The 26,303-nt window shown below is 43.9% G+C and carries 14 protein-coding genes; 13 read left to right on the plus strand and 1 reads right to left on the minus strand.

Annotated features, from left to right (window positions below):
• The first annotated feature begins 54 nt into the window (after positions 1–54).
• The 10 genes from R7E42_RS00965 to R7E42_RS01010 all read left to right on the plus strand — a co-directional run bounded on the left by R7E42_RS00965 (position 55) and on the right by R7E42_RS01010 (position 22,681).
• Positions 55–12,195 carry an Ig-like domain-containing protein gene (locus R7E42_RS00965; protein WP_318072268.1) on the plus strand — a complete coding sequence of 4,047 codons (12,141 nt, stop codon included), beginning with the start codon at positions 55–57 and terminating at the stop codon, positions 12,193–12,195.
• Positions 12,192–14,363 carry a type I secretion system permease/ATPase gene (locus R7E42_RS00970; protein ID WP_256903192.1) on the plus strand — a complete coding sequence of 724 codons (2,172 nt, stop codon included), beginning with the start codon at positions 12,192–12,194 and terminating at the stop codon, positions 14,361–14,363. The genes R7E42_RS00965 and R7E42_RS00970 overlap by 4 nt, the downstream gene beginning before the upstream one ends.
• Positions 14,360–15,673 carry an HlyD family type I secretion periplasmic adaptor subunit gene (locus tag R7E42_RS00975; RefSeq protein WP_047102180.1) on the plus strand — a complete coding sequence of 438 codons (1,314 nt, stop codon included), beginning with the start codon at positions 14,360–14,362 and terminating at the stop codon, positions 15,671–15,673. The genes R7E42_RS00970 and R7E42_RS00975 overlap by 4 nt, the downstream gene beginning before the upstream one ends.
• 15 nt (positions 15,674–15,688) lie before the next feature.
• A complete protein-coding gene (locus R7E42_RS00980; protein WP_172563287.1) occupies positions 15,689–17,002 on the plus strand; it encodes a TolC family outer membrane protein in 1,314 nt (437 codons plus the stop codon).
• Positions 16,995–17,615 (plus strand): OmpA family protein, encoded by a 621-nt coding sequence (locus tag R7E42_RS00985; RefSeq protein ID WP_053303115.1) that lies wholly within the window; start codon positions 16,995–16,997, stop codon positions 17,613–17,615. Before R7E42_RS00980 ends, R7E42_RS00985 begins: the two co-directional genes overlap by 8 nt.
• On the plus strand, positions 17,605–18,447 hold the full coding sequence (locus tag R7E42_RS00990) for a hypothetical protein (RefSeq protein WP_005390219.1): 843 nt from the start codon (positions 17,605–17,607) through the stop codon (positions 18,445–18,447). Before R7E42_RS00985 ends, R7E42_RS00990 begins: the two co-directional genes overlap by 11 nt.
• Before the next feature lie 178 nt (positions 18,448–18,625).
• Positions 18,626–19,399 carry a DeoR/GlpR family DNA-binding transcription regulator gene (locus R7E42_RS00995; protein WP_253656898.1) on the plus strand — a complete coding sequence of 258 codons (774 nt, stop codon included), beginning with the start codon at positions 18,626–18,628 and terminating at the stop codon, positions 19,397–19,399.
• An 11-nt stretch (positions 19,400–19,410) separates the two neighbouring features.
• Positions 19,411–20,451 carry an oxidoreductase gene (locus R7E42_RS01000; protein WP_005377752.1) on the plus strand — a complete coding sequence of 347 codons (1,041 nt, stop codon included), beginning with the start codon at positions 19,411–19,413 and terminating at the stop codon, positions 20,449–20,451.
• On the plus strand, positions 20,448–20,918 hold the full coding sequence (locus tag R7E42_RS01005) for a heme-degrading domain-containing protein (RefSeq protein ID WP_005377751.1): 471 nt from the start codon (positions 20,448–20,450) through the stop codon (positions 20,916–20,918). Before R7E42_RS01000 ends, R7E42_RS01005 begins: the two co-directional genes overlap by 4 nt.
• Before the next feature lie 185 nt (positions 20,919–21,103).
• Complete coding sequence (locus R7E42_RS01010) at positions 21,104–22,681, plus strand: sensor domain-containing diguanylate cyclase (RefSeq protein ID WP_005389121.1); 1,578 nt, start codon at positions 21,104–21,106, stop codon at positions 22,679–22,681.
• Between the two features lie 51 nt (positions 22,682–22,732).
• Here the strand turns inward: R7E42_RS01010 and R7E42_RS01015 are convergent, their stop codons facing one another.
• Positions 22,733–23,290: a DUF3750 domain-containing protein gene (locus R7E42_RS01015; protein WP_318072269.1), complete on the minus strand. Its 558-nt coding sequence runs from the start codon at positions 23,288–23,290 to the stop codon at positions 22,733–22,735.
• Positions 23,291–23,770: 480 nt separating this feature from the next.
• On the opposite strand from R7E42_RS01015, the gene R7E42_RS01020 reads away from it, so the two are divergent.
• The 3 genes from R7E42_RS01020 to R7E42_RS01030 all read left to right on the plus strand — a co-directional run bounded on the left by R7E42_RS01020 (position 23,771) and on the right by R7E42_RS01030 (position 26,300).
• On the plus strand, positions 23,771–24,133 hold the full coding sequence (locus tag R7E42_RS01020) for a hypothetical protein (protein ID WP_054730822.1): 363 nt from the start codon (positions 23,771–23,773) through the stop codon (positions 24,131–24,133).
• A gap of 35 nt (positions 24,134–24,168) precedes the next feature.
• Entirely contained in the window at positions 24,169–24,633 is a 465-nt protein-coding gene (locus tag R7E42_RS01025) for a GNAT family N-acetyltransferase (RefSeq protein ID WP_017820619.1), read from the plus strand.
• Between the two features lie 248 nt (positions 24,634–24,881).
• Positions 24,882–26,300, plus strand: coding sequence for an SLC13 family permease (locus R7E42_RS01030; RefSeq protein ID WP_017634015.1), 1,419 nt, complete (start codon positions 24,882–24,884; stop codon positions 26,298–26,300).
• The last annotated feature ends 3 nt before the right edge of the window (positions 26,301–26,303 follow it).

Below are 26,303 nucleotides of genomic sequence, written 5' to 3' on the forward strand. Positions count from 1 at the left end.
ACAGTCACATTCGTCGACCATACTTAAAGTTCGTTGTTTCATATGGGGCGAATTATGCAGCCAATACTCTACATTCAAGTCGGTAATGTTCTTTGGGCGGTTTTAAGTGACGGTTCTTGGATCCAAATGTTGCCTAACGAACAATTAGTTCCAGAAGTAGAGGTGGTTGTTCTTAATACTGACATTCTCGATATTGCATTTAATGAAGATACAACAAGTGAGGATGAATCGAGTTCGAATGATCTTTTAATTGCTTCTCAAAACGGTATTGAATCCACTTTTAATCAGAGCGTTCGAGATTTTAGTGAGTCTTCTGGTGGGTTAAGTTTTGTTGCCTATATTCGCGCTGTTTTACCTGAGCAACTCGTTTCTAATGGCTATGTTACCAGGCCAGCAGTGCAAGAAAGAGAAAACCCAACTTCTGAGACTCAGGCTCCTGAGCGGTTGAATCCCGATGCTATATTAACGGTGGATATTCTTGATGGCGGCGATGGATACGAAAACCAGTTTGAAGTTCCTAGTGTCACGATTCAAGGTGACGCACTCAAGATAAGCGATGAGTGGCTTGTTACTATCACCATTACCGACAGCCTCAATAATTCCATTACTGTTACAACGACCGTAGAGAATGAGGCTTATACCCTATCAGGCGTTGATCTGTCTTCTCTTGCTGAAGGGCCGCTTACGGTGACTTCTGTGGTTTCTGACATTTATGGCAATAACCTGAACGCCGTCGATACGACCATTAAAGATACGCTTGCAACGGTGAACGTCAATTTTGATGGTGGAGGGGATGAGTATTTAAATCAGTACGAAATCGCGACTACTCGCCTCGAAGGGACGATTGAAAACATTGAAGATGGCCAGCGTATCCAAGTTACGGTAACCGACTCGTTAGGAGCGGTCATAAACTTAGAAACGGTGGTGACTGGTGGAAGTTGGTCTCTGGACGACGTTGACCTTTCTGGATTGTCTGAAGGTACGCTGACCGTTGTTGCTGAGAGTATAGATATAGCGGGCAACCCTGCAACCAGTGAAAACACCATCATCAAAGATACGCTCGCAAGTGTGACGGTGGACGTTGACGATGGCGGAGACGGCTATTTAAACATTGAAGAGCGCCAATCTGTCACTTTGTCAGGGCAAGTCAGTGATGTTGAAAATGGTCAGACGGTTTCTGTCACGGTTCAAGACAGCTTGGGGGCGATGCTCTCGTTCAATGCCGTTGTCGTTGATGGTATGTGGCAAGTCGAAGGGGCGAACTTATCCACGTTAGCCGATGGGGCGTTAACCGTATCTGCCTCCGTGAATGATGTGGCGGGCAACCAAGCGAAAGCGATGGATGAGGCTACGACCATAGATGCCACTGCTCCCACCATTGATATCGATACGGATTTTTATATTAGCGGTGGTCTTGCCATTGATGATTTCCGTGAGGGTATAGTCACGGAAATGAGAGGGACAACCAGTGGTGTAGAGCAAGGTCTGGCAGTGACGATTCGGGTCAGTGACGGAGACAGCACGCTGAATTTTACTGGCCTCGTTGATGCATCAGGTTCGTGGACAGTAACCGGAATTGACGTAAACACTCTCAATCTAAACAACACGTGGACCATTGAAGCAGAAGTGTTGGATGCCGCCGGCAACCACGTGGTCGATACCATGCCGACAATAGTGCTACCCGGTTCAACGGTATTTTCTGAAAACATCGTTGGATTTTTTGGTGAGCAAAGCAGCTCGGCAGCCATCAACATAGAAAATGGTGTGCCAGCACTGCATGCAGAGCAACCAAGTTTGAGCGCGCTTACATCGGTCGGTCAATCTATAAATCTTGTTGTTGCAGAAGATGGGTTGAGCTTACAAGGAACATCGACTGACGACCGATTAGTTTTCTCAGCAGAAGTCAATGATGATGGTACGGTTCAAATTACTTTTTATGAAGCGATTGATCATGGTGTAGGTCAAGATGAGCTGGTGACTAACGTATTGGTTGAAAGCATTCAAAGTGATGCTGACGGCACACAAGAGGCTGTTGTGGCTCCCCTAGAAATCGCCATCCTTGATGCCGATCCAGTGATCGAAAATGAGTCATATAGTGTAACCGAAGGCCAAGTCATTTCTGGCAATGTACTGGAGAATGACATTGATATTGATGGTGACTTGTACATTCGATATGTCAGAGCCGGAGGAGAGATCCAGTCTGTCCCTGATGGTGGCTCAGTAAGTTTTAGTCTAGAGAAGGGTGAATTAACCGTATTTTCAGATGGCTCTTGGCAGTTGAATGCCAGTCGCAACTTAGATCACACGGTTGAGCAAAGTCTCGTTTTTGATTATCTCGCAGCCGATGATTCAAAAGATTACGGTGTAGCAACCGCAACTATCGACATTATAGATGGCCAAGCGGGTTATGTAGGCAGCGCTACTATAAACGCAGCAGAAGTACCTCTGGGAGAGGCATTATTAACCACCGAAGGCAGTGTTAATGTGATTGCTGGCTCTGATAACCCTGATCCGACTAGTTTGTATTTTGGTGGGGCATCCATTACTAAGTTAGAGGCATTAGGGCTTACAAGCTCAGTCTCTGATAATGAGCTTAGCTACACGTTAAGTTCCAGTGGAAAGCAAATCACAGCATTTGCTAATGGTGTCACTGTATTTACGTTAACATTGAGTGGCATTGAGTCGGGTAACGATGTACTAGCTTCAATCTCGCTTACTCTTGATCATCCTATCGATCAATTCAATAGTAGTGATACGGTCACTTTCCCGCTGACCATTGGAGGGACAGATCTAGACTCCACACCGCTTGTAGAGAATGAAATTGATTTCGTGTTGAAAGATGGTGTTGATCCTACGTTGAGCAACTTGACTGTTGTTGCAATGGAAGAGATTAATCTAGAAAGTGGGGCAATCTTTAAGACTGGGAGCCTTCAACTCGATATCGGGAGTGATTATGTTGACTCTCTTCGATTTAGCGAATTAAACCAGCCCACATTAGTGAGTAGTGAAAGTGAGTTGCTTTACCGTCTGTCTGATGACGGTACGACAATTACTGGCTATATCTTAGAAGGTGGGGTGGAAGTAAATATTTTTCAATCGAAACTATTATCCACATTACCTGTAGAGTCGAGTAGTGAAATAGAGTATTCCTTTGAATTATATCGCTCTTTCGATCTGTCAAAAGATCAAATCCTGGATATACCATTGTTAGTTAATGCAACAGATTCAGACGGTGACACCACCTCCGTAACATTGGATATTACCTTAGAGGCAATTGAAGGTTTGAACGATGATGCCTCTTTAACGGTGGATATTCTTGATGGCGGCGATGGATACGAAAACCAGTTTGAAGTTCCTAGTGTCACGACTCAAGGTGACGCACTCAAGATAAGCGATGAGTGGCTTGTTACTATCACCATTACCGACAGCCTCAATAATTCCATTACTGTTACAACGACCGTAGAGAATGAGGCTTATACCCTATCAGGCGTTGATCTGTCTTCTCTTGCTGAAGGGCCGCTTACGGTGACTTCTGTGGTTTCTGACATTTATGGCAATAACCTGAACGCCGTCGATACGACCATTAAAGATACGCTTGCAACGGTGAACGTCAATTTTGATGGTGGAGGGGATGAGTATTTAAATCAGTACGAAATCGCGACTACTCGCCTCGAAGGGACGATTGAAAACATTGAAGATGGCCAGCGTATCCAAGTTACGGTAACCGACTCGTTAGGAGCGGTCATAAACTTAGAAACGGTGGTGACTGGTGGAAGTTGGTCTCTGGACGACGTTGACCTTTCTGGATTGTCTGAAGGTACGCTGACCGTTGTTGCTGAGAGTATAGATATAGCGGGCAACCCTGCAACCAGTGAAAACACCATCATCAAAGATACGCTCGCAAGTGTGACGGTGGACGTTGACGATGGCGGAGACGGCTATTTAAACATTGAAGAGCGCCAATCTGTCACTTTGTCAGGGCAAGTCAGTGATGTTGAAAATGGTCAGACGGTTTCTGTCACGGTTCAAGACAGCTTGGGGGCGATGCTCTCGTTCAATGCCGTTGTCGTTGATGGTATGTGGCAAGTCGAAGGGGCGAACTTATCCACGTTAGCCGATGGGGCGTTAACCGTATCTGCCTCCGTGAATGATGTGGCGGGCAACCAAGCGAAAGCGATGGATGAGGCTACGACCATAGATGCCACTGCTCCCACCATTGATATCGATACGGATTTTTATATTAGCGGTGGTCTTGCCATTGATGATTTCCGTGAGGGTATAGTCACGGAAATGAGAGGGACAACCAGTGGTGTAGAGCAAGGTCTGGCAGTGACGATTCGGGTCAGTGACGGAGACAGCACGCTGAATTTTACTGGCCTCGTTGATGCATCAGGTTCGTGGACAGTAACCGGAATTGACGTAAACACTCTCAATCTAAACAACACGTGGACCATTGAAGCAGAAGTGTTGGATGCCGCCGGCAACCACGTGGTCGATACCATGCCGACAATAGTGCTACCCGGTTCAACGGTATTTTCTGAAAACATCGTTGGATTTTTTGGTGAGCAAAGCAGCTCGGCAGCCATCAACATAGAAAATGGTGTGCCAGCACTGCATGCAGAGCAACCAAGTTTGAGCGCGCTTACATCGGTCGGTCAATCTATAAATCTTGTTGTTGCAGAAGATGGGTTGAGCTTACAAGGAACATCGACTGACGACCGATTAGTTTTCTCAGCAGAAGTCAATGATGATGGTACGGTTCAAATTACTTTTTATGAAGCGATTGATCATGGTGTAGGTCAAGATGAGCTGGTGACTAACGTATTGGTTGAAAGCATTCAAAGTGATGCTGACGGTACACAAGAGACGGTTGTGGCACCGTTAACGATTACTATTTATGACTCTGATCCGGTGATTAGAGATGACACATACTCAGTCTTAGAAGATCAAACAATTACGGGCAATCTACTTGAAAATGATATTGATCTTGATGGAACACTTTATGTGAAATTTGTAGAGGCTGGCGGGGAGCAGAAGTCAATTCTAGAGGGGGGATCCGTAAGTTTTAGTTTAGAAAAAGGCGAATTAACCGTATTTTCTGATGGCTCTTGGCAGTTTGATGCAGGTCGAAACCTAGATCATTCGGTCGAGCAAAGTGTTTCTTTCAGCTATTTAGCTGCAGATGACTCCCAAGACTATGGCTTGGCTAACGCGACCATTGACATTACTGATGGACAAGCAGGTTACGTAGGCAATGCGACTATAGACGTAACAGAAGTCCCTTTGGATGGCCCGATATTGAACTTTGAAGGAACTGTCAATATTGTCGCGGGATCTGACAATCCGGATCCGAGTAGTTTGTATTTCGGTGGGTCATCTATTACTAAGTTAGAAGCATTAGGGCTTACAAGCTCAGTCTCTGATAGTGAGCTTAGCTACACGTTAAGTTCCAGTGGAAAGCAAATTACAGCATTTGCGAATGGTGTCACTGTATTTACGTTAACATTGAGTGGCGTTGAGTCGGGTAACGATGTATTAGCTTCAATTTCACTTACTCTTGAGCACCCTATCGATCAATTCAATAGCAGTGATACGGTAACCTTCCCGTTGACCATTGGTGGCGTAGATTTAGATGCCACACCGCTTGTAGAGAATGAAATTGATTATGTTCTAAAGGATGGCACAGACCCAACTTTAAATAATTTGAATGGGGTAGAAGCAAAAGAATTTGATCTCGCAAATGGAAGTGTGTTGAGCTCAGGGAATTTTCAAGTTGAGGTTGGCAGTGATTACCTCGAATCTTTGTCGTTCATCGTCTCTGAACAACCCTTGTTGACGAGTGGTGAACAAGTCGTGCTTTATCAAGTCTCTGCGGATGGCAAAACACTTGATGGTTATATTCTTGACGAAGATGGGCAAACTCAGATTCCCATCTTTCAAGCTACCCTCAATGCTTCATTACCTATTGATGCAAATAGCGACATTACCTACTCCTTTGAGCTTTTTCAGGCTCTCGACCAACAAGAAAATACTGATCCAAACGTACCTCTCGTTGTTACTGCAATGGACTCAGACCAAGATAACACGTCGGTCGTTTTAGACATTAATGTGATAGATAACGACAATGGACAAGCGCTAATCAATAGTGGCAATGTCGAGTTGACTGAAACACCTGTCGATACAAACATTGCTTCTGATGGGGTTTCAGCCATAGCGAATACGGATGTGATAGTTACGTCATCATTCGATCCGATTGTGTATCTGGGTGTTGACATAAATGATGGAGATACTGTCAAAACTACACTTGGTGATGCAGTTACTTACAACGGAGAGGCTGTCACTTGGTACGATAACAATGATGGAAGCTTTGACGCAATTTCAGACAATGGAGACGTTATATTTAGGGTCACGTTACCTAGTGACTTCTCTTTGCCATCAAATGATACGTCTACGGTTAATGTAACTGTAGAGCTTTATCACTCGCTTGACCATGTTTTAGGTGATGGGACGCAATTGTCGATCTCTATGCCTATCGTGGCGAGAGATTCTGATGGAAGCGAGATCTCTACGGAGTCCAACATACTGGTCTATGATGGCTTGTTTCCGGAACTAGTAATTACAGAGGGAATCACAGTCAATGAAAGCGGGCTGAATGATGATTCGCTTGATTCTGGCATCGAGGGCTCGTCACCATCCATTACGCTAGTACAAGGTTCAGACTCTATCGCCAGTGTGAGCGTGAATATCGATATGTTCAATGCGCTCGGCTATAAAACAAGTAGTGGCAGCCTGGTTGCGCTTGATTCACCGGACTCGAATGGTTGGTTATATGCAAGAGATGAAAGCGAGCAAGACGTCTTTAGAATTAGATTTAATACCGATGGGACTGTCGAGTTTGATCTATACCGTGCACTTGAACACGATGAACCTGACGGTGTTCCAGCGGACGAGAACATATTAGAACTCAGTTTTTCAATTTATGCCGTTGATAAGGATGGCGACCAGTCTGAAGCTGAGACATATACCGTTAGTGTAGTAGATGATATCCCTGAAGACACAAGCTCACCAATAGAAATTGAACTTACCGAGGGGGATGAGTTTTCGGGAAACTGGTTTAGCAATAATGCCGACTTAATCAGTTCAGATGGCACGTTGATTTCAAGTTTGACCTATGCAGGTGAAACATACGATACGGCGAGTTCGGTATTTAGCAATGATGCTTGGACCATCGATTTAATCAATAGTAGTGATGGTAACTTAAAATATGGAACGCTGACTATTGCTCAAGATGGGACATTTACGCTAACTACCGAGCTTATTGTTAATACGCCTGTAGGTGGTTTGCTTGATGATCTAACGATAACTGTGACGGATGCAGACGGTGACCAAGCAAGCAGTGAAGCTCAATTAATTCTTGATGATGCCAGGGGCTTTATTCGAACCGTTAATGTAGATACGTTAGAAGATAATGGCGCGAATAACAGTGGAGACCCCACGCCAGTCGCGTTACCGATTAGAGTTTCTCCTGGGGATACGGAGAATAATGAGCGTGTTGAAGCGATAAGGATCTCTGTTGAATCTCTACAAGGAGGGGCTCTGTTTTTAGACGGAGTGCGCCTTGAAGATGATGATAATGACGGATTTATTAGTCTTTCTGGTACAGAGCTAATGGGGGTGGGTATATTCACCGTTCCAAATGGTGATCTCACTTATCAACCAGCGCTAAACCTGTCGGGCAACACTATCAAAGTTTCGTTAGCAGTGTCTGCATTAATCGTATCTGATGTCGAACCAGATGGTTTTGTATTACAAGGCAATAACACGTTAAATGTTAACGTTTTACCGGTTGCAGATTTGCCAGAGTGGTCTAGTGATTCGGACTTTTCTTATCAAAGTGTTGAAGATTCCGCTGAATCACTTTCACTCAATATTGTTGCTGAAAAGTTTGACCAAGACGGTTCTGAAACGCTCCACTACCAAATTTCGAATATTCCAGATGGACTTATATTAACACTTAATGGAAGTGCTATTGAGGAAGGTAAAGCGTATAGCCAATCCGAGTTAGATCAAATTGAAATCACATCTAACGAAAACTTAGCCGGAAGATTTACTTTTGATGTGACGGCAGTAACGACTGAGTCGGGTAGTGTGTTTGCCGATGAGCAAGATAAAACAGCGGAGATCACTGAGCAAGTTGTTATCGATATATCTCCAGATGCCGATGTGCCTACGCTGACCGTTAAAAACATTCAGGGGCTTGAAGACCAAGCGATTGACTTAAAAGAGTACATCCTAGGGCGGCTCACTGACACAGATGGCTCGGAGTCTCTGTCTTATCGCATAGAAGTTCAAGATGGTTGGACACTGCCTGTCGGAGCTGGGATTACGCTTATCGGTATTAATACCTACCTAGTGACCTCCAATGCCCTAGCCAATTCGGAGGCGTTACTTCAACCAAAATCGGATATCAGCTCATTTACTGAATCTCTATCCCTTCAAGTAACGGCCATTTCAACAGAGTCGACTATTGATGGCTTAGCACCTCTTAATGAAAGCGCCGAGAGCCAATCTGCAACCATTGCCATTAAGCTAAAAGGTGTGGTAGATGAACCAATTGTCCTAGATGGTGGACAGGGGAATTGGCAATATGATCAAGCGACTAAAGTAATTAGTAATCTCTCTACGTTAGACGAAGATAACCTGATACAACTGGATTTTATCATCCAGACATCAGACGACGATCTATCAGAAGAAATTAATATCTTGCTTCAGAACATCCCTTTGGGAACACAACTGACAGATGTAAATGGTGACCCTATTGTTCTTCCAGTTGCTTACGTGGACCCAATAACGGGGCCAGTTTATCAGGTCTCAAACGCTGTTCTTGAAAACACTTACCTCAAAACAGAGCAAGATTTTAGTGGAACACTGAGCATGGATGTTATCGTCGTTTCAACAGAGCCGGATGGTGATTCTGCTGAAACCCCTCTTAAAGTGGAAATGGAAATCTCACCTATTGTTGATCAAACTGACGGTCAAGAATTACAAAGCAATGGTATTGAGGACAATTTCATCACACTAAATCTTGAGCCTGTCGTTAATCAAGATATAGATTCTAGTGAGTCCTTGACAGGATACACCATTGTATCCATTCCAGATGGCTTAACGCTTTACTTTGATGGTAATGCAGTAGAGGAAAGTAACTTACCGTTAGAACTCAATGAACTACTTGATGGTAGCTCGGCAACATTATCTGAGTTGTTAAACAGTGGACGAATCACTGTAAAAGCTAATGAAGACCTAAGTGGGACATTTAGCCTGGAAGTTCAGTACGAAGTGACAGACACGTCTCCGACGATGGAGACTGATGTAAAGGCAATCAATGGCTCTTTGAGCGTCGTGGTTTCTGGCAAAGTGGATATTGGTAATGAAGATATTGACAAAACACGTTTAGAAGGTGCGACTGAAGTATTCACAAGTACCGATGGGTCTGCTGTCGACGTGAGTGGAGGCATTACATTTACAGAAGCGGATATTGATGGTTCAGAGTATCTCGATTACATCGTTTTACAGATACCGCAGGGTCAAGACCTCATTGTTACTCATCCGAATGGTGCTTCTCAAGATGCCGATGGGAACTGGCTGATTCCAATGGAAGGAATCACAAGTGATAGCGTGTTGGAAACCGCTCAAGATTTGCTTGCTAGCGCATCGATTTATAGCCCATCTAACACAGAGATACTTGATGTGAATGTGTTAGCGTATGTTCGAGATGGAACGGATGCTCAATACATCACAGGTCAGTTCCAAATTCAAATTACTGGCCATGAAGGAGATGGAGACCAGTGTGCTGATCCTGGTGAACCAGGAAGCGTTCAAAGTGGGGATATTGTAGGTAAAGAAGGTGAAGATGTCTCAATTGGGGCGTTTTTAAACCCTGATGTGGCGAGTAGTGATGATAACTTAGTTTCCTTCTTTGTCGCCGCAGATTCTTTACCTGAAGGAGTCGAGCTTACTGGCGAAGGGGTGATACCTGCTTATGATAATGCGGGCAATCTGTTGGGTTATTCAATTTCTAGCGCTGGATTGTCTTCCTTGACGCTTACTGGCGTGGATGAGGACTTTGCTGGATGCATTACTTTCAATTTAGAAGTGACAGAAACGGCCCCATGCGATGGTGACTCGAAAACAACCGCTCAGACCATTACGGTACAAATCTCTCCTGCTGTCGATGATATCGCGATAGCACCAAGCCAAGTTACGGTTCAAGAAGATACTATAACCAACCTGAATCTTGCTCTTGTATTGGGCGATAGTGAAGGGCCAATGCAGTCCATTACTGGAGAAGGTGACGCAGCGACTGGCCTTGAAAGTGTCAATTGGGTTTCTTTATCTGTGTCTGACGAGAATGCGCGGTTTACTGCCGTGGACCCGAGCCTACTCATTGACAACGGTGATGGAACATGGGTAGTGACAGATGTTACGCGTCTAAACGAAATTCAGCTAATCCCACCTGAAAACTACAGTGGAGAGCTTGTTATTTCCGTTGACGCAAACATTACTGATGAAGTCACGGGAAGTTGTTTAAGTACTGACAGTGCGAAAGATACTCAAACTAAATCAACAGAAGTTACCGTTACCGTTGCCCCAGTGGTTGATAAAGCGGTTCTGGAAACAGAAGACGTAGTTGGTGATGAAGATAATTATATTTATTTAGGAAACTTATCTGCATCATTAATCGATCAAGATGGTTCTGAGTCGATGTCTTTGGTCATGACAGGAGTGCCAGACGGAGCCGTGTTGGTTTGGGACAATAATGGGACGTTCGAATTACTCCCTGATAACGGTTCAACGGATGGTGAGAGCAAGGAGTGGCAGCTAACTCAAGCACAACGTGATAAGGTTTACTTTCTACCGCCACTAGATTTTAGTGGGGATATTTCACTAACACTGCAAGCTATTACCCAAGAGTCTGGATCAAACGACTATAACTATACCACTTCTCAGTTCAACGTCGGCGTAAAACCGATTGGCGATGATGTATCGTTGAATACAACCTCTAACACGTTCACTGGAGATGAAGGTGATTCCATTTCGATTGACTTTTTAGCGAGCGGTTTTGAAACAAATAGCAACGAATATATAGAAGTGTCGATGTTGATCAAAGCAAGCTCTGAGCCCTCTGCATTGGAAGGCTTAGGTAGGATTCGTATTGGAACTCAATTCTCATCCTTTACCTTCGATGATGCGGGCAATGCCGTGGCGACGGTATTAGTGCGAGCAAATGAAGTGTCAGGTTTGGAGTTCGTTCCGAAGGATGCATTTGGAACGATGGATGTTGCTCTCAATGTTAGAACGTTTGATCAAGCGATAGTGTCAGGGAGACTCGAAACCGATTTTGGAGATGTGCAAACCACCGATCTAACCATTGTTGTTACCCCTGAAGCTGATGAGCCAACACTAACGGCCGATTATCAGTCTATTGTGTCTGAAGCGTCTGGGAGTATTCCTTTAGGGTTGAGCATGAATTTAGTCAACCCTGCACCCGAAGAGTTTGGAAGTGTGGAGATTCGCGGATTACCAACAGATCTAGAGTTGAGTCATGGTGAAAGATTGAACGGCATTTATGCTGTTGATCAAGAGGATGTCGCTGATCTTTCCATCGTTGGCGGGTTTAGCGGTGCAAGTGATTTTACGTTGTCGATAAAACCGATTGCAACACTGGGCGCCACTGTCGCAGAAGGTTCTGCTCAGGTAGTCAATGTTGCCTTAGTGGAAGAGGGGGGCCAAACATTACTTGCGACAGATGCTAATGATTTGCTTATTGGAGGAAGTGGCAGCGATGTATTCCAGTTTGACAGTTCAGGGCTCGGTAACGAGTTAAAGCCCTCGTACGATGTGATCAACGATTTCCAAATATCCGTTATTGGTGATGATAATGACACAATTGACATCGCCTCGATAATCACCGCTACCTCGATAACAGAAGTCGATAATAAGCTCGATTTAACAGAGAATGATGATGGCGTAACGCTTCACATAAAACCAGAAGAGACGGGGACAAAACAACAGATTCTTATGCAGGGCGTCACTCTCGATCAGCTTTACAAAGGTGACTCGACTGGCGTAGCCGAAGAAAATGTCTTACAGAAGATGATTGATGACAACAACTTGCTAGTAGGTGGTATGTCATGAAGCATCACTCATCCTCATCAAGTGAGCTAACTAACGATCCTTGGGGGCAATCGTTAACTTGGTTGATGCGTTATTTTGAGGTTAGACACCATACAAAAAAGGTGCTTTCTGGATTACCTCTTGTTGAGGGTAGATTGGATAGTGACTTATTCATCAGAGCCGCTGAGCGAGCCGATCTTGAACTCACATTAATCGATTTAAAATCCACCGCAATGTTGAGCTTTCCATTGGTGGTAATCAATAGGAAGACGTTACAACCCGCTATTATATCTGAGCGACATAACAGCGATTATCAAGTCACGTTATTTAGTGAAGATCAAGGTGAAACGCAATACGTCACGAGCGAGGAACTGCATAATCAATTCCAGCCTCAAGCATGGCAAGTTTCTATGCGTCCAGAGCTGGACAAACGGATAAGTTCTATTCAAGCGGATTATAATGAACATTGGCTTTTCGCCGTAGTGAAAGAAATGTCTCCGTGGTATCGAGATCTTTTGATTGCCTCTTTCCTTATCAATACGCTAGCGCTAGTTATTCCGCTTTTCACTATGAACGTTTACGATCGTGTAGTGCCTAATCAAGCTTTCAGTACATTATGGGTTTTGGTCGCTGGTGTCTCCGTCATCATTATTTTTGATTGGCTATTGCGTAAAGCAAGGGGAGTTGTCACTGATACCGCGGGTAAGTACATCGATAACAAGCTTTCTTCGATACTTTTTTCTAAAGTTATGGGGATGAAACTTGAACACCGTCCTGCATCAGTCGGTGCATTCGCTCGACAACTACAAGATTTTGATAGTGTTCGCGATTTTTTTACTTCTGCATCTCTTGTGACCTTAGTTGATCTCCCATTTACGTTGTTATTTTTAGTCTTAATAGGTTGGCTAGGTGGGGCAATGATGTTCATACCTATTGCCGTCATGTTTACCCTGCTGATCCTTGGCTTTGCGGTAAAAGCAAAAATAGAACAATCACATACGGAAAGTGCTGCACTATCCATGAAGCGACAAGCTCACTTGTTTGATTCATTGTCCTCTTTAAAAGAGATTAAGCAAAATAACGCTACGGGAGAAGCACAAAAGCGTTGGGAGCAAACGGTATCCATGCTTTCTGATTGGCAAAATCAATCGCGAAACTATTCGAATATCGTTGCTTACTCCATTCAATCTAGCCAGCAGATAATTACCGTAATGTTACTTGTAACAGGCGTGTACAGAATTTCTGAGGGATTGCTCAGCATGGGGGGGCTCATTGCTATTGTCATGCTTAGCGGTCGTGCTGCAGGGGCGATTAACCAGTTAGCTATGCTGTTACTTCGCTATCAACAGACAAAAACAGCGGTTGAAGGCTTAAATTCTATCATGTCTTTACCTCAGGAGGCGCAACGCAGTCAGGTCATTACGTCTGCCGAATTTACAGGGAATATACGTTTAGAAAACGTGAGCTTCCAATACCCAGATGTTGATATGCCATGTTTGAGAGATATTAATCTTACTATCAAGCAAGGCGAACGCGTTGGCGTTATTGGTAGTGCAGGAGCCGGAAAGTCTACACTCCTTTCTATTATTACCAATCAACTCAGTACCTTACAGGGTAGCGTTTATTTTGATGACATTGACAGTCAGCTTTGGCCCGCCGAATTGATAAGAGAGAAAACGGGTTGGGTTGGCCAAGATTCGCATCTTATATACGGCAGCATTATGGAAAACATAGTATTAGGACATCATGTTATTGATCAAGAACGTTTACGCCGTGCGATAGAATTATCGGGTTTGAACCAGTACATGAGTCGCCTTCCTCATGGTCTAGAAACGCAAGTCGGAGAAGGAGGGCGTTATTTGTCGGGGGGGCAAAGGCAAGCTGTAGCGATTTCAAGAGCTTTTTATCGAAACCCAGCAGCATTAATTTTAGACGAGCCAACCAGTTCCTTAGACCAGCCTGCTGAGAATGCATTGTTTAATGCTCTCAAATCGTTGCCGCACTCGACGACGATGATTATTAGCTCTCATAAACATTCCTTATTATCGCTTTGTGATCGAATTGTTGTGCTTGATAAAGGCACAATTTTGAGGGAAGGATCGCCCCAAGAAATTTTTGCTAAACAACAGTCTAACGCGAAAACGAACAGAGTACGCGCAGTATCAATTGTACGCGAAGGAGGTCAATGATGAGCACAGTTCGTTGGAGTAATGCTCATTTAGCAAACCGTTCGAGAACGTTGATTTGGTTGTCTGCCGCGTTAGTGCTAAGTGTGATTATTTGGGCCTCGTGGGCGAGGTTAGACGAAGTGGTTGTCGGCGAAGGAAAGGTTGTTCCTACTTTGTCTGTTCAGACGATTCAGAGCTTAGAGGGAGGCATTCTAAAGGAGTTACTTGTCATGCCTGGTGAAAGCGTCACTAAGGGGCAAACCATCGCTATTCTGGATGATACAAGGTTTAAGTCGACCTATTCGGAGACCTCTGAACAAGTTGAATCTTTGCTCGCCAGAAAGCAGAGGCTTCAAATTGAATTAGAAACGGTAAAAGTGAATAGCCTCCAACTGGATTGGAAACAACAAGTGAGTATCGAGCCTCAGACATTTGATATTTCGATGACCGGCCACTCTGCCTATCTGAATGCCAAAGCAAACTATCTTGAGCGGTTGAGCCAACTGGAGTCTGAGCTGGAGGAGGCTAAATTGCGAATTGAGCAACAATCGCAAGCTTATCTAGATACCTTGAATACCATTCAAACACTAAAAAGCAGTCTGGTTATTGTCTCGAAAGAGCGAGATATGCTGAGAGAGGTGGTTTCTAGTGGCGCGGTAGCTGAAGTGGAATTATTAAAACTGAATAGAGACGTTATAAAGCTCAAAGGAGACATCGCGAGTTCACAAGCTGCTGCCCAAAAGCAAAGGGCTGTGTATTCTGAATCCATCGCAGATTATCGTGGTACTGCGCTTGCTTTTAGGGCAGAGGCACAAGGGCAGCTCAATGAAGTTGTGACGCAACTAGCGCAGCTCAATGAAAGTCGTCAGGCGATTGCGGATCAGTTGAATCGAACGCAGTTACTTTCTCCGGTCGATGGAACCATCAAAGATGTTTTTGTCAGAACCATCGGAGGTGTGGTTAAGCCGGGTGAGCCTATTTTAGAAATAGTCCCTCGTAATAGCACGTTAATCGTTGAAGCGAGAATTTCTCCTCAGAATATCGCCTTCATAAGGCCTGGCCTGCCGGCAACGGTAAAGTTGTCTGCCTATGACTTTGTCATTTACGGAGGCCTAGAAGGAGAAGTGACCTACGTAAGCGCCGATGCACTTCAAAATGAAGAGGGCAATGCCTACTACCGTGCCAACGTTACTTTCAAGGTTGATGATAAGTTTACGATCATCCCGGGAATGCAGGTTGTGGTAGACATTCTTACAGGAGAAAAAACAGTACTGAATTATTGGTTAAAACCTATATTACGTGCGAAAGAGAATTCGCTCAGAGAAAGATAGACATAAGGATATAAGATGCGGCTTAAATCAACGTTATTGGTCTTGTTTGCAGTATCATCGTCGCCAAACGCTTTGACTTTAGAAGAGTCAGTTACGTTATCTCTCGATAGCTCCCCCAGTTTGCTTGCTCGCTATTCTCGCTATGAGTCGATGGTACGAGACCGAAATGCCATAAATGGTTCATTTCTTCCTCAGGTTAATTTGTATGCAGCAGCAGGGTACGAAGGTACTCGATATAACAACGGAAACTACATCGACAGTGAAGATAGAACATTAGAAAGAACGGAGATGGGCGTAAGAATCTCCCAACTGTTATTTGATGGATTTAAAACAAGTGCTGATGTTGATCGCCTATCTTACGAGGCTGAAGCTGAACGCTTGGACTTATTGGCATCTGCGGAAAATGTTGCATTAGATACTGTCAGAGCGTATGTGGATGTTTTACATGCCCGAGAGTTGATGAAACTGACAGAAAGAAACCTAAGTGAACACCAAGAGATCTACCGTTTCATTCTAGATAAAAAAGAAAAAGGTTTAACCAGCAACTCCGATTTAGCACAGGTTTCTTCGCGTGTCGCGACAACACAGTCCTCATTGATTGCCGCCCAAAACAATCTTTCCGATGCTAGAACAAGATTTGTACGTTTAGTTGGTCGAGCGCCGCAAAACTTAGTTGAACCTGTTTACCCGCAGGAGTTGCTTCCGAATAAGCTTGACGAAGCACTCAAACAAGCGGTTAGGTTGCACCCATCCATACAGTCAGCGATGAAAGATTTAGAGGCGGCTCGACATGAAGTAAAAAGAGAAAAGGGGGATTACTACCCAGAGCTCAAGCTTGAGCTGTCAGCCAACAAAACAGACAACGTTGATAATATTGAAGGCATTAACGAAGATGCAAAGGTTATGCTGACGGTCAACTACGATCTTTTTAACGGCTTTTCTACAGACTCCCGAGTGGAGTCATCCGCCTGGAGAGTTGAGGAGGCGAGGGCTATTCGAGCAAATGCAGAACTAGATGCGAATGAAGGTGTAAGGCTAGCATGGGACGCACATACATTGCTTCAACAGCAAATGGAGTATTTAAAAGTCAACGTTGATGCGGCGAAAGTAACTGAATTAGGGTACATCCAGCAGTTCAATGTAGGGCGACGCAGTTTGTTAGATGTATTAGATGCCAAAGTTGAAACGTTTGTTGCGAGACGGAACTATACCCGAACAAAGTACGATCATTTGGTTGCCACTTACCGTTTATTCAACTCGATGGGGATTCTGACTTATGCGTTGCGAGTTGAGTATCCAGAGAACTGGAAGGAGAACAATAATGGATAAATTCGCAGTGACGAGTCTTCTAGTTTTCATGTTAGCAGGCTGTGCTGAATCACCGAATACGACGTTGACCACTTACCAGTACAACGACCTTAAAGACAATGATAGTGATGGCGTGATAAACCAACGAGATAACTGCGCAGATACGCCAAAAGGTGTGGTTGTTGACAGTGAAGGCTGTGCGAATTGGGTCAACGACTCGCAGACACACCTGATCAGCTTTTTCTTTGCGATGGATGAGCATCAGGTAACGCCATCTCATGATATGCCGCTAAGCGAGTTGAAAGCACTGCTTCAGAGTAACCCAAATGCGCAAGTCATACTGATAGGAGACACAAGCCCTGAAGCGTCACTCGAATACAACAAAGCGTTGGCAAAGAAAAGGACGGCAGCTATACGAGAATTGCTAGTGAGAAACGGCATTCAAGATAATCGAATTGAAGAGCAAGAGTTTTATCAGAATACGGCATTGACGGTACAACTAAAAAAACGGGAAAGGCGCACAATTGCTGTTGTAAACACGAAAGCTGAAAGTACTGAACAAGCGTGGACTATATTTAGTTCGGACAGCGAGTTGACACCTAATTCGAAGTTGGAGTTGAATTATGAAAATTAAAGTATTGCCTTTCTTTGCTCTAGCTTCATGTTTGATTTCACCGCTGGCATTTGCTGACTCTGAGGCTCGAACATCGATTTTTGTCGAACCAGAAATATTAGAAACGATAGAAACATTGATAGATGAGCCAAGTGTAAATGTAGCGCTTGCATCTCAGTCTGGTGGTTTTAACGACATGCTAAATGACGGAGCCTCTATTGCGATCACATCTAAGAAATGGTCAGATGAAAACATCTCCCGATTTCAACGAGAAAGAGGCCACAGGCCTACACGTTTGTTTTTAATGGCAAACGCTATTGTCGTAATCAATAGTCAAAAGAGTACGGTAGATAGTGTTTCCGTTAGTGAATTGAAACGCTGTGATGCAAATACGTATGCTTTCGGGGAGATGCGTTTAAGTAACCCAGATGTGAGCTCTAATGGTTGTCAATCATCGATTCAAATGCTTGATGAAGACCGATTGAAACGGGCTTTAAGCGACGACTTTTCAGCCAAAGCTTATATGCGATACTCCGATTTTAAATACTCAGAACAGTGGTCGAGCTACAAGGCTCTCTCTGTTCATCATAACGATGACTCATGCTCTTTGAGCACAGATTGCATCTATTCTCTTCGCTATCCATTTTCCGTGGTCTATTACGTTTATATAAATAAACAATTCGACACTAATCAGAAGATCAAAAAATCAAAGCTATTTGAACTCCTTACAACCGACCACAATACACAACAGGTACGAAATGCTGGGTTTATTCCACTACCAAAAGCGCTTATTAAAAGAAATAGAGTGAAGTTAGGGCTAGATGAGCCAGTTGTTTTAAACGGGTATAAATAAACTTCATACGCCTAACTATGTGGGCTTGAGTGAACGTACCGTCCTAGGAAGTTTTGCCTTGCTGCTCATTTATCTTTGGTTAACCTTTGGTCAATTGAGTTGGTTGTAAGTGGTTTTGTTGGTAATTTTTCTATCATTGTGGCAAGTTTACTTAAAATCACTTAAGTGAATTTAAGTTGTGACACAAGAAGAAAGACTCGTAGCGCTCAGAGCGAAGCTGGATCAGCAAAATAAAGTAACGTTGTCTGAAGTTTGTGAGTACTTTGGTATCTCGCGAGATTCAGCTCGTCGAGACTTAGTTAAGTTGAGTCAGCAACCTGGGTTACAAAGAATACGAGGTGGTGTCATGCTTGCGCCGATCTCTTCCCATACCGAGGCATACGCGAGTCGACCCGTGAGTGACGTTAAACATCGACTAGCTCAAGCTGCCGCAGCGTTGTTGGATGAGCGCGACCATCTTGTTATTGATACCAGCACCATTTTGTCTCTGCTCCCACTCTATGCAGGAAAAGCGCGTTGTGGAGAAAACAAGCTCAACGTCGTTACTAACAGCATTGATGTACTGACCGCTGCTGAAACAAACGACACAATGGACGTTCATTTCTTAGGCGGACACTTTGACCCTTATGCCAGAGCAGTTTTAGGGGCGCAAGCAGAGCAGCAAATGCAGCAGTATCACGTGAACAAAGCGTTCATTGGCGTGTGTGCATTGACATCCCGAGGGCTGACAACAAATAGTTTGTTAGAAGCTACAATGAAACAAGCGATGATTGCTCAAGCTCAGCAGGTCATCGTCGTTTGTGAATCCCGAAAAATTGGTAGCGACAATTTCCACCACGTATGTGACTTGTCAAAGATCGACATCATTATTACCGATCATCCCCCTCAATCAGATTTTCAACAACTCCTCGATCACAATGATATTGAATGTATTGTTGTGTCACCGAAATAAGGAATCTTAGAATGGCTTACGATCCCGTAAAAACCGCTGTGATTGGTTACGGATATTCAGCAAAAACGTTTCATTTACCCTTCATTAAAGCGCTACCAAATTTAACGCTGAGCGCGATAAGCTCTCGTCAACAGGAGGCGGTTCAAAATGATTGGCCAGATGCCAAGTGGTTTTCTGATGCGAATACTTTACTCGATGATAGTGATGCAGAGCTCGTAATCATTACTGCGCCAAATGACGTACATTACGAACTTGCAAAGCGTGCGTTGAACAATGGGAAACACGTCATCGTCGAGAAACCGTTTGTTACTCGTATAGAAGACGGTAATGAACTTATCGCCTTGGCGGAAGAGAAAGGTCTAGTGCTGAGCGTTTTTCACAATAGACGTTGGGATGGAGATTTTCTCACGGTTAAATCTCTTATCGAACAAGGTAAGTTAGGTGATATAAAGCTGTTTGAGTCACACTTTGACCGTTACCGCCCTGAAGTTCGTCAACGATGGCGAGAGCTAGCTCAAGATGGTGGTGGTATTCTATTCGACCTTGCTCCTCATCTTCTCGATCAAGCATTGGTGTTGTTTGGCTTGCCAGATGCGATAGACGCACAATGTCGAATGATGCGTCCGGGCGCGACGACGATTGATTATTACAACTTGATACTTCATTACCCTGAGCATATTGTGCACTTGCATTCAAACTTGTATAGCCCAGAGCCGAATCTCCGATACAAAGTATTGGGTACGGAAGCTAAATATGAAAAGTTCGGATTAGATCCTCAAGAGGGCTACTTAAAAGAAGGCCGTTTGCCGGAAAACGATGCTTGGTCGGAAGAAGATGAGGCGTTATACGGCGTCCGTTACGACGAAGACGGTGCGCAAACTATCAAAACGGAGAGAGGCGCGTACCAAGCTTACTTTGTTGGTGTGGCAGACGCCATTCGTTTGGGCACTGATAACCCGGTTCCTGCCGCTCAAGCAGTACAGAATATCGCTCTGATTGAGATGGCATTGGAAAGCAGTAAAACGGGTAAAACGATTCAGGTGAAACCATGAGTTTGACGCTTGAACTCGTGGCCCTGCAAGAGCATGAACTTCAGTTGGCGGAATTTAATCACCATATTGCGTGGTCTATCGGCCTCGCTCTAAAAGAAGAGGCTGAAGCTCGCGGCGCGGCTGTTGCTATTGAGGTTTACGGCTTTGGACAAACGCTATTTCAATACGCGATGGCAGGAACCTGCGCTGATCATGTAGATTGGGTCCGTAGGAAGCGAAACTCAGTGTTAAGGTATGGCCACAGCTCTTACTATCTTTCTCTGTACAACAAGCAAAAGCAACGTGATTTCGAAAACCAGCCTCATCTCGATGCTCGTGAGTACTGTGCTCATGGTGGCGCGTTCCCAATTCGGCTTTCTGGGTCTGGTTTGGTTGGGGTTGTGACGGTATCGGGTTTACCGCAGTTAGATGATCATCAGCTAGTTGTGGAGATATTAAAAACGATGACAGAGACAAAACCCTCTTAAACGCCAAATATGAAAGTAGCACGGTTTCTTTATCGTGCTACTGAATTCTCTTTTTAGCTCATAAAGTGTTCTTTAATGTGAGCAAATATTAACATTGATCCCAACTTACTACCTGAAAATCAAATCAATTTCATATAACCTATACGCTCATTCATATAGAAAGCCTTCAAAGTTGGCCATTGGCAATGTCTTTTAGAAGAAAAGAAAAACTCAATCTTAGAAATCTTATTGTCACCCTATGTGTGTTCAGTGTGCTTGTCACTTTGATCAACGCATTCTACTCGATTTATCGTGTTCAAAGGGATCTCATCATCAATAACACGTTAGAATCAAACCGTGTTTACGCCCAAAAAATGTCTGAAATGACAGACTCTTTCATAGAAAGCTCAATGTCGCAGCTAAAATACAGTGCGAACGTGCTAAAAGACAAGATGCATGACGCTCAGCTTCTTGATAAAGAGGCTGAGAGATTAAGAACGCAAACCAAATCATTTAACTCCGTGGTTGTCGTTAATGCAAAAGGGGTTATTATTTCTGTATCCCCTGAAACACTTCAGGTGAAAGGTGTAAGGTTAGTGGGTGAAAGAAAACGCCAGTCTTTAAACGCTCAAGCACCGGTTGTTACTGAACCATTTATATCGCCCGCTGGAAATTACTTGTTAACCATCTCATACCCTATATTTTCTCAATCTAATGAATATTTAGGTTATATCGGCGGCACTATTTATCTAGAAAAAGAAAATATTCTCGCAGAGTTACTCAGCCAGCACGCATACAAAGATGGTTCTTTCCTTTACGTTGTCGATGAGAGTAACACTCTGATTTATCACCCAGATCAATCGAGAGTTGGTGAAGTAATCGACGATAATGAGGCAATCAAAGCGGTGACGATGGGGCAGAGCGGTAACAAAGAAATTGTTAACTCTCGCGGCGTCGAAATGCTTGCTGGTTATGCACCAGTAAAGTCATCAGGGTGGGGAATTGTTGCTCAGCGCCCGAAATCGATGACGTTATCTGTGCTAGATGAACAGATGTGGAATGTTTTCCTTAAGTCGATTCCAATTGGTTTATTAACTTTGCTGCTAATTTGGTTCTTGTCCCTTCTTATTTCTAGACCACTTTGGCAGTTAGCTGGTGCTGTGCGAGGTGTCGAAGAACATTCATCATCTATCGATGATCTCAAACTGGTTAAGTCTTGGTATTTTGAGGTCTCACATTTGAAGCTTAGCTTTCTTAAAGCATTTGGTATCGTGTCAAAAACCATTGATAAGCTGCAACTGGATACATTAACAGATTCGATGACTGGATTATTGAATCGACGTGGATTAGATAAAGTTCTTGGTTTGTTTAAGCAGGAAAATACCGCGTTCTCTGTTTTGGCGCTAGATATTGACCACTTTAAGAGCGTAAACGATAACTATGGCCATGACGTGGGTGACAATTTACTTAGAGAGTTTGCGCAGTTAATGAAAGACCAAGCTCGCTCTAATGATCACCTGTGTCGTTCTGGCGGTGAAGAATTTATGATGTTTTTGGAAAAAACAGACGTAAACCACGCTATGGATGTTGCAGAGCGTATTAGACACAACGTGGAACAACATGACTTCCAGGTGGTTGGTAAAGTCACGGTTTCGTTGGGCGTTTCTCACTGGAAAGGCAATGACACACCAATTGAAGCGGTAATGAAAGACGCCGATAATGCACTTTATAAAGCGAAACATAATGGAAGAAATAGAACGGAGTTGGGTGACGACGCACAATAGATATTGCGCTTTATGCTGAACATAAAACGAGCCAGTGACTAACCTTTGCTGTTAATCGCTGGCGTAACCACTACCAATTGCGCGAAACGGCAAGCTCAGCTCTAATTCTGGAATTTGTTTACCCACCCAAGCCGGAAATGTATTGCTATTTGGCCCTGGAAACAGCGTATATTCTTCAGCCCAAGGGTATTGGTTAATAACACTTTGTATTTTAGGGATAAGCTGGCGGGCCTTTTCACCTTGTATGGAGAGGATCTTTTCTGGTTTTGCACCATACCAATATCGATCTGGCGTCCCAGTTTGGTACTGATATAGAGCGGGTTGTCCGCGATTCACTCTCCAGCCGACTACTTCATACACTGTATATTCGTTCGCATTTTCAGGCTTTATTGCAAACCATGTATGAACAGCAAACCAGCCTCGCCAACCAAACGCATCTGCGGCATAAAACTCAATCACAGCATGCTTAACATTGGAAGGATCGGGTGCGATACCCGCAGGTTCTCTGCTAGCGGTATGCCAATCTCCTTGAGTGCATCCACCCAGCATAACCGCGATTGACATGAACCCAATTTTTACAAGGTGAGTAAAGTTGAGAAGGTCTTTCATTTATTGCTCCTAGACCAACCGATGTTGGTAACGCTCTACTGATTTTAGCTATAAAAACGTGGCAAGCCTGATTGTTGAAATCCTCTCCTTATTAAAAGAGAGAGGGAAGGTTAGTGCCATAACCCCAGTTCATACGTAATAATAAGGTAAGCCGATTTGTAACATGTGGCATAGACGATGCCGTATTTCTCGAACGATTCGTCTAGTTGCGTATGAAAAAGTAAGAGGTTGTATGTATTCCTTACACGGTTACATGAATTAAAAGCATTACAAAACAGACATTTACAGTGAGTCATTGCTGGTTGGGTGAGTTTGGGACCCTCACTTTGTCTCACGTTTGCTTGTTTTGGGCGGAATTTTCATCGTTCATCTTTTTGCGCATTTAGAGTCAGCGTTCAGCTATGGCACAATAGGCGCTCACAGAACAAGTGCTGTTTGGTCATGTAAATAGCAGAAAAATAACTAGAAATAGAATAATTAATGTTTAAATCAAAAAGTATACTCGCATTAAGCGTGTTCGCATTTGGCTGTTTTGCCAATCAAGATAGCGAACCAACGTCCGTTGTGCTGGACTACGGTGACTCTTCCATCAGTACTGATATTCAAGCCAATCGAAAATTTCATGTTGTCCGAGACAATGAAAGTGAGCACGTAGAATTTTCCGGCGGAATCATAAAGGAGTATTCCGATTATATTGTGAATGTTCATATCATAAGAAAAAGCAAAATACGCAGATCAAGCCGAGAACTGAATACAACCGTATTGATGAACAGTGATCAGATTGGGAAGCCTTTAGTGATTGGCATTGAAAATGATGAGTTCACTAGTATCACTTTGCGTTAATACTTAGTATTTATTGAATAGGAATGAGGAAATTGATGCTCTCAATACGCTGCTATCGCACCGAGGATGCCCCAACACTGTGGGCACTCTTTTACCATACTGTGCGAATCATTAATCGTCGTGATTATACGGAATCACAAGTTTCCGCTTGGGCACCATCAGATTTTGACCTCGATGTGTGGCAACGAAAAATGGACGATATTCAACCCTACGTCGCGGAGATAGAAGGGCAGGTCGTTGGCTATTGTGATTTGCAAGGTGACGGCTTGATTGATCATTTCTTTTGCCATCATGAATACCAAGGACAAGGTGTTGGTCGTGATTTGATGTCTTTTCTTTTTTCACAGGCGAAAGTACAGGGGATAAAGCGACTGTATTCTGAAGTGAGTATTACCGCCCGACCTTTTTACGAGAAAATGGGTTTCACAGTTAAGTCTCGACAACGTGTTGAGGTTAGGGGAGAAACCTTAACTAACTTTATGATGGAAAAGTATATTTAACTTAAATAGTGAGCATTTAGTGAGCTTGAACACAGATATAAAATGTTTTCCAATGTGAAAACGAGTTCATTGATCTCGCACCAACGTTTTGTTTGAAAACAGTGTACATAATCTTCTCTGGAACGCCATTACCGCATTTCGTCTCTGAAGGCTTAAAAACAGTCTGAAAGTTTTGGTTTTGCGGCGGGTAATAGCGTTCCAAACGCCAAATGTGTCTGGCTAACCATCTCAGGAAGAGAAGTAGTACTATGCGCCCTTATCTCAAATACGTTGTTCCAACATTGATACCATTGCTTGTTTGGTTGATGCCTCTCTCTGCGTTCCCATTTGATGGCATTACTATCGTCCAGCAAAGAGTGATTGCAATCTTCTTGCTTGCCGCACTTTGCTGGGTATTCGAGCCAATTCCAATCTACGCCACTTCGGTTGTGATCATTGTCCTAGAGCTATTGCTTGTATCAAATAAAGGTATTGTGCTCTTTCGTTTGCAAGAAGGGCAGCCACATTTTGGTGAGCTATTACAATACAACGAGATAATGGCGACCTTCGCTAGTCCGATTATCATGCTCTTCCTCGGCGGTTTCTTTTTGGCTATGGCGGCGACAAAGTACAGGTTAGATGTCAACTTAGCCCGAGTGTTACTCAAACCATTTGGACAAAAACCAAAGTTCGTTATGCTGGGGTTGATGCTGATCACCGCTGTTTTTTCCATGTTTATGTCAAACACCGCAACAACAGCGATGATGTTGTCCATTTTAACCCCTGTGATAGCGGTTTTCGGGCCTAAAGACCCAGGTCGAATTGCATTCGCCTTGTGTATTCCTGTTGCAGCCAACATTGGTGGCATTGGTACTCCAATCGGCACGCCACCGAATGCCATCGCCCTAAAATATTTGGTTGGTGACAACTTAATTACGTTTGGTGAATGGATGGTATTTGGTGTGCCATTCGTTATTGTGATGATGGCGTTAGCCTGGTTTCTGATTGGCTTTTTATATAAAGCCGAACAAACCACCATCGATCTGAACATTAAAAGCAAGTTTTTGAAAACACCCAAAGCAATAATGGTTTACGTCACCTTTGCCGGCACGATTATTCTTTGGTTGATGGGGTCTGCACATGGAATGAATTCTTACACAGTAGCATTAATTCCGGTCGCAGTGTTCTCATTGACGGGCATCATCAACAAAGAAGACTTGAAGAAAATCTCTTGGGATGTGCTTTGGTTGGTGTCAGGCGGTATTGCTCTGGGCCTTGCTCTAGATAAAACCGGGCTTGCGAAGCTGGTGGTACACAGCATTCCGTTTGATCAGTTCTCGCCATATGTTGTCTTGTTTGGTGCGGCTTTCTTGTGCTTGTTAATGGCAAACTTTATGTCGCATACAGCCACCGCAAACTTGCTGATGCCGATTATGGCTGCGCTGGGTACTTCTATGGCTTCGCTAACGCCTCTCGGCGGTGAAGTTACTCTGATCTTGGTCGTGACATTTGCTGCTTCACTCGGTATGTCGTTACCAATCAGTACGCCACCAAACGCGTTAGCTCATGCAACAGGGCATGTCGAGAGCGGCCAAATGGCTCGTATCGGTGCCGTGCTAGGCGTGATTGGCGTATTACTCAGCTTTGTGATGGTGTGGATTTTACATACTGTTGGGCATATTGGATAACCC

It is taken from the genome of Vibrio sp. Vb1337 (assembly GCF_033338715.1).
GTDB classification, from domain to species: Bacteria; Pseudomonadota; Gammaproteobacteria; order Enterobacterales; family Vibrionaceae; genus Vibrio; species Vibrio alginolyticus.